Raw genomic sequence first — 8,966 nt, 5'->3', positions numbered from 1 at the left:
ACGGGTCAAGCCTGCACAGCGGCGAAGACGGCACTGGCCGCCAGTAGCACGAGCGCGAGCGCGAGGACGAGCCGTGTCACCAGGGCATGACGCATGGCAGCCTCCGCTCAGACCCAGTTGAAGCGCTCGGTGTGGATGCGCGCGGGAGCCACGCCCAGCCCGACCAGGGCGTCCTCCATCGCGTCCATCATCGGATCGGCTCCGCACACGAAGAACTGCCAGCGCTCGTAGCCAGGCGGCAGGTGGCGGCGCAGCATGTCCGCGGTGACTCGGCCGGTCTCGCCGGTCCAGCCGGGCGGCGGCTCGTCCAGGGTGTGCACCACCTGCACGTCGAGCCGGGAGGCGAGGCACTCCAGCTCCTCGCGGAAGGTGACCTCGTCCCAGCTGCGGTTGGCAATGAAGGCGACGACCGGTCGGCGGTCTCCGCGGTCGGCGAAGGCACGCAGGATGCTGATCACCGGGGTGACGCCGACGCCGCCGGCGACGAGGCCGAAGCCCGGTCCCTCGTACAGGTCGGGGCTGAAGACGCCGTGCGGTCCGTCGAGGTACGCCCTGGTGCCGACATCCAGGTCGGCCACGGTGGACGTGAAGTCGCCGAGCGCCTTGATGCTCACCTCGACGACATCCGCCGACTGGCCGCTCGACGACAGGGAGAACGGGTGCTTGGTGAGCGAGAACGGCGAGCGGCCTATCGCGAACCACGCGTACTGGCCGGGTGCGAACCGGAACCCCGGATGGCCGTCGGCGCGCAGCGTGAGCGTCGTCGTACGACCCCGCTCCGGCGTGACCCGCTCGACCGTCCACGGTTTGCGGCGCAGCGTCAGCGGTTTGCCGATCCGCACCCACACCAGCAGCGTGAGGAACGCGGCCGACATGACGATCCACAGCGCGCGTTTCCACGCGGCGTCCAGGTAGTGGTCGACGAGCAGCGCGTGCAACAGCGCGGCCACGATCACCACGACGGCGAGCACGGCGTGCAACGCGTGCCACGCCTCGTACGACAGCCGCAGGCGCTTGCGCCACAGCGACGACGCGACCAGCGCCAGCAGCGCGATCGTCGACAGCAGCGCCCAGCGGACCCGCGCCGGGGTGTCGTCGGCGAAGGGCCGCACGACCAGGTCCCACGGTGCCGAGATCGCCACGTGCACGAGCACGAACACCAGGCCGACCAGGCCCATCTCGCGGTGGAACTGCACGAGTGCGTCGGTGCCGAACGGGGCGGCGACGGCCCGGAACCGGGCGACGAGGGCGAACTCCAGGCCCATCAGGGCGAGCCCGACGAAGCCGAGCGCGGCCGAGAACTCGGTCGCGAAGCCGCGGCCCGGACCCGAGAAGCCGATCACCGCGAACACCAGTGGCGCGACCGCGACGCCGAGGAACAGCCCGATCCACAGCACGCCCCGCACGACAAGGCTCATCGCGTCACCTCCAGCCCATGCGGCCGTACTGGGCAGGACCTATGTGCACCTTTGGTCGCTTTGCCCCGCCACTGTGCACCGTACCGTGCCGGTCAGGCGGATCAGTCCGGTTCGGCCAGGCTGAGCCGCCAGGCGTCGACCAGCGGGGCGAAGCGTTCCGCGGCGTCGAACAGCGAGTCCGGGCCGAGCCGGTGGGCGTCGAGGTGGGACAGCATCTCCATGCCCAGGTAGAGCGCGACCGCGGCGGTGGCGACCTCGCGCACCGGGATCAGCTCGGCCAGCGGCGTGCCCGCGAGCAGGCGCTCGATGACCCCGGCCGCGAAGTCCTGCCACACCGCGGTCTGCACCTTCACCTGCTCGGCCAGCCGGGCGTTGGCGTTCGCCGCGGCGACCAGCTCCTGCACGGCGGCGATGTGCCCGGCCGCGCCGTCCTCGTCGTACAGGCGGCGCAGCCGGGCCAGGGTGTCCGAGGCGGTGCTGACGCCGTCGAGTTCGGCCCGGTAGCGGGCCAGCCGGGCCTCGCTGGTGAACTGCGACGTGGCCACGAACAGGTCGTCCATGTCGGTGAAGTGGTAGTAGATGACGCCGGGCGCGAACCCGCCGGTCTTGGCGACGGCGCGGGCGGTGCAGCGGCCGTAGCCCTCGTCGGCGAGGGTGCGGGCGGCCGCGTGCAGCACCCGCGCCCGGGTGTCGGCGCGTGGCGGCATCAGATGACCCGGACCGGGCGCACGCCCGCCGCGGACAGGTGCGGGTCGAGGCGGCGGGCCAGCTCGGGCAGGCGGTGGCTGGGGATCTGCGGGTACAGGTGATGCTCCAGGTGGTAGGTCAGCTCGAGGAAGATCGCGGGGATGACCCTCCCGCGCAGCGTACGCGTCTGCGTGAGCGGCTCGTCGCCGTAGTCGTGGTGCGGCAGGTACACGGTGAGCAAGGGATACACCCAGCTGCCCGCGATCGCCATCACCGCGTAGGCCAGCAGCGCCGGGGTGACCGGCCACAGCAGCACTCCCCCGGCCAGCGCGGCGACCGGCATCGCGCCCTCGACCAGCAGCCAGGTCCGCAGGCCGCGGTCGCCGCGGGCGCGCCGCCACGACCACCACCACAGGCGGGCCAGGAACACCGGTCCGTAGAGGACGGCCCCGAACAGCGACAGGTTCGCCGGGTAGCCCTCAGGGTCCTCGTCGCTGGGGAACAGCCGGTGGTGCTGCAGGTGGGTGGACCGGTACGCGTGCCCGCTCTCCAGCAGCACCAGCCCGGTGAAGAACAGCGCCCACTCGGTCTGCCGCGGCGTGAGTCCCAGCGCCCGGTGCACCACGTCATGGGTCACCGTCACCACGGACACGAACACCCCGAACACCACCAGCGGCGTCAGCCACCACCAGCCGGCCCACGCGACGAGCGCGAAGACCCCGATCATCGCGTACGGCCGGACCAGCGCGACCCGGGTGCGCCACGGCGACACGGCCAGCAGGTCCGTGCCGACCTCGCTCAGGCTCGGCAGCTTCGTGCTCACGACCGCACCCCCGCGGGTGCGTGGCGCAGCACGTCCTCGGCGACCAGTCGGCTGCCGAGCACGCAGGCCACGGTGCCCAGGCCGGGCCACGTCGTGTCGCCTACCTGCCAGAACCCCGGCAGCGCGGTGCGGTGCGGCACGGCGAACTGGTTGGAGTTGCGCACCGTCTGCCGTACCCCGCCGACCGCTCCGTGGGGTCGCCAGGTGAACCGCTCGTAGCTGCGCGGTGTGCCGACCTGCCGGACCACGGCCCGCTCCCCCAGCCGCGGATACACCCGCCGGGCGTGCTCGATCAGGCGCTGCCCGAGCTCCTGCTTGCGCGCGGCGTACTCCGCCTCGGACAGTCCCTGCCACCCGGCCAGCTCGGTGTGCGTGGAGATCATGACAGCGCGGTGGCCGGGCGGCGCGCTGACCTCGTCACCGGGCGAGGACACGGACACGAACATGTTGTTGCCCTCCCCGAGCGGCCTCGCGTAGTCCTGCATCAGCTGGTGGTGGGTGAACTCCTGCCCGGCGACCTCGTGCTCGGGCACGCCGAGGAAAACCACCACCGCCCCGCCCAGGTCGGGTTCGTCGCGCTCCAGGTATGGCCGCAGCCCCGCCGCCACCGGAGTGCCCGCGGCCACCTGGGCCGTGATCGGCGCGGGCAGCGCGCTCACCACGACGCCCGCCTCGACGTTGCCGCGCGCGGTGTGCACGGTGAACCCGGCGTCACCACCTCTAAGGTGTCCTAGGAGGCTGCCCCGCCGGCTCGCGGCGCCGTGGCCGGTGACGCGTTGGACGCGGCAGCCGGTGCGCAGGTCGCCGCCGAGCGCGCGGTAGTGCGCGACCAGGACCCGCCAGAACCCGTGCATGCCGCCGCGGTGCCGGGTCAAACCCGCGCCGCGGATGGTCACCCCGAGCGCCGCGTTGATCAGCGGGGCGCGGTCGACGGTGCTGTGCACGGTGTCCTCGACCAGCATGCCGAGCAGCGATACCAGCGAATCCTGATCTCGCAGGCCGTGCGCGCGCAGCGCGTCGCCCATGGTCCGGCCGAGATGGCGGACCAGCGGCAGGTGCCGCAGCCCGACCGCGCGCAGGTCGTGCAGCGCGTCGGCGGGCGTGCGCACCGGCAGGCGGATCCCGGACCGGCTGGCCGCCCAGAACACCTCGGCCAGCCGGTCCAGCTCGGCCCAGAAGCGCCGGTGCGCGCGGGTGTCGCCGAGGGTGCGCAGCCGCTCGGCGTGCCACCGGGACTGCTCGCGGTGCAGCGTGACCACGCGGTCGGGCAGCCAGGCGACGTATCCGGGCAGCTGCTCGGCGTCGAGCGCGGGCGCGCCGGTCGTGGCCAGCAGCTCGTCGCCGACGCCGCCGGGCGCGAAGTCGACCAGGGTGGTCGCACCGACGTCGAAGGAGAAGCCCCGGTGCCGGAAGTAGCCCGCGCAGCCGCCGGCGTGCCCGTGCGCCTCGAAGACGATCGTGGACAGCCCCGCGGCCTGCAGCCGCAGCGCGGTGGACAGCCCCGCGAGCCCACCGCCGAGCACTGCGACGTCGCAGCGTCCGGGCAGGTCACGGGACCGGGTGAAGGTCGGCGTCCGGGAGAAGCCCACGGGCGCAACATGATTCTGAACATCTGTTCTGAACACGTGTTCAAATTAGAGCGCCCGGTCCATCGAGTCAATGCCATGTTTCAAACCCGCCCCTGACCAGCGGATCGTCGCCGTAGTGCAGATCTTCAGAAGGCTTTCAGGCATTTTCGTGGATCAACGGTTAAGGTCACGCCGATCACAGCAGCGTGGCGAGCCCGTCGAGGTGCGCCGGCGCGGCTCTATGATCGGCTCCGTCACCGCCGACTTCCTGGAGAGTTCATGTCGAGCACCGCAGGCCGCTGGTTCCGCTACGCCGCCATCGCCGAGACCATCTCCTGGGCCGGCCTGCTCATCGGCATGTTCTTCAAGTACATCGTCGTCAAGAACGACATCGGCGTGTTCGTCTTCGGCCGGGTGCACGGCGCGATGTTCGTCTTCTACCTGGTGACCCTGCTGTGGACCGCCCGCGTGCACCGCTGGAGCTTCGGCCGCCTGGTCGTCGGCGGCGCGGCGTCCATCCCGCCGTTCCTGGGCCTGCTCTTCGAGCGCTGGGTCGCCAAGCGCACCCCGGCCGCCGCCCAGGCCGAGGCCGAGCCCGCGGTCGCCGCCGCCCGCTGAGCTACTCCAGCACGTCCGCGCCCGCGGGGGCGCGGCGGTGCATGTAGATGCCGAACGGCACCGTGATCAGCCACATCAGCACCGCGAGCGGCGTGCTGACGAAGGCCACCGGGATCGAGATCAGGAAAGCCACCACCGGTGACAGCGACATGATCGATCCCCAGCGCATCACCTCCGGGGTCACCTTCACACGCAGCAGGTTCGCCTTCCACGCGTAGCGCAGCAGCACCACCTCCAGGGCGCTGACGATCGCGCCGGTGACGGCGTACGCGATGACCGCCAGCGGGTTGTCGAAGTAGTCGCCCAGCAACGCGGTCGGGAACGGCATGAACGCGATGAACGCCAGATAGACGAGGTTGCGCGAGATCAGGCCGTAGTCGATGCCGCGCAGCACGCTGAACATCTGGTGGTGGGCCACCCAGTACCGGCCGATCAGCGCGAACGACAGGAAGAAGCCGGCGAACTCCGGCACCAACTCCTCGAGCCTGTCCAGCAGCTCGCGACTGCTGCCCGTGTGGATCATGCGTGGCACCGCGACCTCGACGATGAGCAGCGTCATCGCGATGGCGAACAGTCCGTCACTGAACCCGGTCACCCGGCCGAACTCCACCGTGTCGCGCCCCCAGACACGCGCGGAACCCCTGACCACATGATCACTTTAGGCCCGAGCAGGCCGTGAGCGGCCGAAATCCGGCATGCGCCCACGGTCAGCGGCGACCGACCTGTCGGCCTCTTCACCGGGAGCACCGGCGGCGGCACTTCGCCGGTGAGGCGCTGGCCTGAGTCACGCCTCCTGAGCGGTCCGCCGCCGGTTGCGCCACTTGGCGGCATACGGCAGCGCGAACAGGTACAGCCCGCTGAGCAGGAGCAACGCGAGCGGCAGCAGCGGCACGTAGGAGACCCAGACGACCGGTTCCTCCTGCGCCAGGGCGATGAAGGTAGCGATGACGCTCACCGTGAAGGCGACGGACACCCAGCGGTGCGCCTGCCTGATCCACTTGTTCCAGTTCAATGCGAGCTCCTGAGGAAGACGGGAATCCCTGATCCCCGACGACCTACGGGGCATGGCGGCCACGCTAGTTGCGGCCGCCATGCCCACGCTTCTCGATTCCTGACCGATCGGGTCTGCCGACGCGTGGGCTGGGCTGACTCAGGCCGCCCGGCCGAATGCCACGTCGCCGAGGTCGTAGCAGTGCGACCGCCAGTGCATTGTCGGGCCCTTGCGCATCAGGTCCAGGTTGAGCCGCCGGGCCGCTGCCATAACGCTTGGTTCGGCGAGCAGGTCCCGCGCCTCGGCTGTCGATCCGGTTTCCAGCGTGGCGACCGAGGACCGGACGGCATAGTCCGCCTCCCGCACGACGGCACCCGTCCGAGACTCGAACGAGTTCAGGCTTCCGTGGTGGTCAAGCAGCGTACCGAGGTCAGCGTTCAGGACGATCATGAGTTCGTCCGGGCGCGCTTTCGGCGTACACACGTACAGGGTCTCCAGCGTGTGCACCGACAGGGTGAGCAGCCGCGGATAGGTGGCGCTGTTGGTGGTCGGCACCGCGCTCAGCGACCAGTAGCTCAGCTCGGTCCGGCCAGGGCTGGGCACAGTCCAGGCAAGGTAGCGATGCAGCAGCTCAGCGAGGGCGGGGAACCGCTCGTCCGCGGCGAGCCGGGCGAACCGGTACTGCTGCCGCTGTCGCAGCTGCGGCGGCTCGGTGCGCTCCACGCCCGTGAGCGTCGCCGGGCGGGAGGTCAGCCAGTCCTGCTGCTCCTGCGGCGGCACCAACTCGTCGAAGTCGCTCGCCCCGAGACGGCCGGGGGTGTCGACGACATTGCGCAGCGGGACAGCTTGGTGCAGCCGCTGGATCTCGGCACGCTCCGCCAGATCCAGCGACCGGCGCGCCACGCGCCGGAAAGCGATCTCGACGATGTCGTCGCCGTATGCGCGCCGGTGGGCCGCGAAGCGGACTGCCACGTCGACGGCCTGGCCGACGTACCTGTCGGCGTTACGGAAACGCAGCACGTAGACACCGCACCGGCCGCTGGTCCGAGACACCAGGTGGGCGATGGAGCGCAACCCCGCCACGCTCATCACCTGGTAGCCGGGCAGGTCGACGTCGCCTACCTGGACCGTGCCATCGAGCATGGTCGTGCCCCTCCCGTCGTCGACCTATATCGCAGCAGGCCCGCGTCCAGGTGACAACGACTGTCGACCTTCCGAGGTCGACGGTGTCGCATACGGGGTGTACGGCGGTCCTTTGCGGCGAAGAATCCGGTCTCGGCACGTGCCGAGCGTTCGCCGGGAAACATCGTGGGAAGGTGCGTCAGGAGGTGTGGCGATGGGGGAACCGGGCGGCGTCCCGTACCGGACGTCGCGGTCGTTGCGCCTGATCGTGCTGCTCACGATGGCCGCTGGGTTCCTCGACGCCTACACGTTCCTCGGTCGTGGCGGGGTGTTCGCGACCGCGCAGACCGGCAACGTGGTGCTGCTGGGTGTGCAGGCCGCGCAGGCGCAGTGGGGTGAGGCGCTGCGGCACGTGCCGCCGATCATCGCGTTCGTGGTCGGGGTGTGGGCGGCCGAGACCATCCGGCTGCCCCGGGTGGCCAGCGCTCTGCGCAAACCGGTGCGGGCCGCGCTGGTGCTGGAGATCCTGGTGCTGGTCGTGGTCGGCCTGCTGCCGTCCGGCGGATCCGACGACCTGGTCGCCGTCTTGATCGCCTTCGTGGCGTCGGTGCAGATCACATCGTTCGGGCTGATCGGCCGGTGGACGTTCAACACGACAGTCACCACGACCAACCTGCGCAACGCCGCCCAGGCCGTGTACGGCGCGGTCGTCCGCCGCGAGCGCGACGCGGCCGCGCAGGCCCGCAGCCTGTGGCCGGCTGTCGGCTCATTCGCCGTGGGCGCGCTGCTCGGCGGTCTGGTCACGTTCCACCTCGGTGATCGCGCCGTGTGGGTGGCGACCGGCCTGCTGCTGATCGGACTGGCCCTGTTCCTCGCCGACGACCGCCGTCGCGGCGCCTCCTGAAGGTCAGCTCAGAGGGCGGCCCGCTCGGCCGAGGGAGGGTCGGCGACACCGTCGGCAGACATCGGCTCAGCCTCGACGTCGGTGTCCCGTCCGGACTGCCGGCGCCAGACCACGTGGTCGAGGTCGGTAGCCGTTACCCCGAGCTGTTCGGCCGCACGCAGGACCACTGCGGCGGCGAGCGAGGCGCTGACTGATCCCTCGGATCGGCTGACGGTGCCGGCGACGAAACGGATGATCATGCGGTCGGGTTTGACGCCCGGGACGCCTGCCAGCATCAACAGGTATCGCCAGGAGGTGCCGGAGCCCTGCCCAGGCACACCGCACCAGGCAGACCGCACCGCTTTGAGTCGATCGGACTCGCAACCTCTGAGATCCCGGCACGTCAGCACGTTGAGGGCCGAAAGCGCGTTGGCTGCCTGCTCGATGGCGAGGGCTTTGAGCGGCGCTCCGGCGTGCGTCGAGGTCCGATTCGCGGTGCCTATCCGCGCAGCCCAGGCTTCGACCCCACCGAGGTCCTCGAACGTGCGCAGCAGTTGCGGCATACCGTCGGTCGCGGGATCGCCACCCTGATCACGCCGGAACTTCCGGTATCGCGTGACGACGTTGCCGACGCTCTCGTACCGCACTCCGATCGACTGGATCGAGTCGATGGCGCACAGGGCGAGCGCGTCCGGGTAGCCCCCGGGACGCGGCCAACCCGCTGGGTCGCCGAACTCGGCACGCACGCGTGCGGCGAGCATCGTGGCCATGTCCTCGTTGCGGTGGGGTGTCGCGCTCGGGGCGTCGTCCATCCGTACATCATGTGGGTCGATCCGAACCGCTGTCACGGCGGCCG

General features: G+C 70.8%; 10 protein-coding genes. 2 read left to right on the top strand and 8 right to left on the bottom strand.

The annotated features are described in order from the left end of the window. Positions 1-107: 107 nt before the first annotated feature. The 4 genes from F9C41_RS02430 to F9C41_RS02415 form a co-directional block, all read right to left on the bottom strand. Complete coding sequence (locus F9C41_RS02430) at positions 108-1,418, bottom strand: ferredoxin reductase family protein (protein WP_155384905.1); 1,311 nt, start codon at positions 1,416-1,418, stop codon at positions 108-110. Positions 1,419-1,519: 101 nt separating this feature from the next. Further along, a complete protein-coding gene (locus F9C41_RS02425; RefSeq protein WP_155384904.1) occupies positions 1,520-2,125 on the bottom strand; it encodes a TetR/AcrR family transcriptional regulator in 606 nt (201 codons plus the stop codon). Further along, positions 2,125-2,928 (bottom strand): fatty acid desaturase family protein, encoded by an 804-nt coding sequence (locus F9C41_RS02420; protein ID WP_230689232.1) that lies wholly within the window; start codon positions 2,926-2,928, stop codon positions 2,125-2,127. Before F9C41_RS02420 ends, F9C41_RS02425 begins: the two co-directional genes overlap by 1 nt. Further along, entirely contained in the window at positions 2,925-4,517 is a 1,593-nt protein-coding gene (locus F9C41_RS02415; protein ID WP_230689231.1) for a phytoene desaturase family protein, read from the bottom strand. The genes F9C41_RS02420 and F9C41_RS02415 overlap by 4 nt, the downstream gene beginning before the upstream one ends. Before the next feature lie 258 nt (positions 4,518-4,775). Here F9C41_RS02415 and F9C41_RS02410 point away from each other — a divergent pair, with 258 nt between their 5' ends. After that, entirely contained in the window at positions 4,776-5,114 is a 339-nt protein-coding gene (locus F9C41_RS02410; RefSeq protein WP_155384903.1) for a DUF3817 domain-containing protein, read from the top strand. Position 5,115: 1 nt separating this feature from the next. On the opposite strand, the gene F9C41_RS02405 is transcribed toward F9C41_RS02410, so the two are convergent. The 3 genes from F9C41_RS02405 to F9C41_RS02395 all read right to left on the bottom strand — a co-directional run bounded on the left by F9C41_RS02405 (position 5,116) and on the right by F9C41_RS02395 (position 7,248). Next, on the bottom strand, positions 5,116-5,763 hold the full coding sequence (locus tag F9C41_RS02405) for a TMEM175 family protein (protein ID WP_155384902.1): 648 nt from the start codon (positions 5,761-5,763) through the stop codon (positions 5,116-5,118). Between the two features lie 135 nt (positions 5,764-5,898). Continuing rightward, on the bottom strand, positions 5,899-6,126 hold the full coding sequence (locus F9C41_RS02400; RefSeq protein WP_155384901.1) for a hypothetical protein: 228 nt from the start codon (positions 6,124-6,126) through the stop codon (positions 5,899-5,901). Between the two features lie 138 nt (positions 6,127-6,264). After that, the gene (locus F9C41_RS02395) at positions 6,265-7,248 is read right to left on the bottom strand and encodes a GIY-YIG nuclease family protein (RefSeq protein WP_155384900.1); all 984 of its coding nucleotides are present in this window, start codon (positions 7,246-7,248) and stop codon (positions 6,265-6,267) included. Between the two features lie 193 nt (positions 7,249-7,441). Here F9C41_RS02395 and F9C41_RS02390 point away from each other — a divergent pair, with 193 nt between their 5' ends. Next, complete coding sequence (locus tag F9C41_RS02390) at positions 7,442-8,131, top strand: YoaK family protein (RefSeq protein WP_155384899.1); 690 nt, start codon at positions 7,442-7,444, stop codon at positions 8,129-8,131. 8 nt (positions 8,132-8,139) lie between these two features. Here the strand turns inward: F9C41_RS02390 and F9C41_RS02385 are convergent, their stop codons facing one another. Beyond that, a complete protein-coding gene (locus tag F9C41_RS02385; RefSeq protein WP_155384898.1) occupies positions 8,140-8,922 on the bottom strand; it encodes a hypothetical protein in 783 nt (260 codons plus the stop codon). Positions 8,923-8,966: the final 44 nt, after the last annotated feature.

Source organism: Catellatospora paridis (assembly GCF_009720365.1).
In the GTDB taxonomy this organism is placed as follows: domain Bacteria; phylum Actinomycetota; class Actinomycetes; order Mycobacteriales; family Micromonosporaceae; genus Catellatospora; species Catellatospora paridis.
Note: the sequence above shows the minus strand (reverse complement) of the source record. Positions and strands in the feature narration are given on the sequence as shown.

What these genes read in the sequence shown, in the direction of transcription:
- F9C41_RS02430 (WP_155384905.1), bottom strand. Translation starts at nt 1,418, where the DNA reads ATGAGCCTTGTCGTGCGGGGCGTGCTGTGGATCGGGCTGTTCCTCGGC.
- F9C41_RS02425 (WP_155384904.1), bottom strand. Translation starts at nt 2,125, where the DNA reads ATGCCGCCACGCGCCGACACCCGGGCGCGGGTGCTGCACGCGGCCGCC.
- F9C41_RS02410 (WP_155384903.1), top strand. Translation starts at nt 4,776, where the DNA reads ATGTCGAGCACCGCAGGCCGCTGGTTCCGCTACGCCGCCATCGCCGAG.
- F9C41_RS02395 (WP_155384900.1), bottom strand. Translation starts at nt 7,248, where the DNA reads ATGCTCGATGGCACGGTCCAGGTAGGCGACGTCGACCTGCCCGGCTAC.
- F9C41_RS02390 (WP_155384899.1), top strand. Translation starts at nt 7,442, where the DNA reads ATGGGGGAACCGGGCGGCGTCCCGTACCGGACGTCGCGGTCGTTGCGC.
- F9C41_RS02385 (WP_155384898.1), bottom strand. Translation starts at nt 8,922, where the DNA reads ATGGACGACGCCCCGAGCGCGACACCCCACCGCAACGAGGACATGGCC.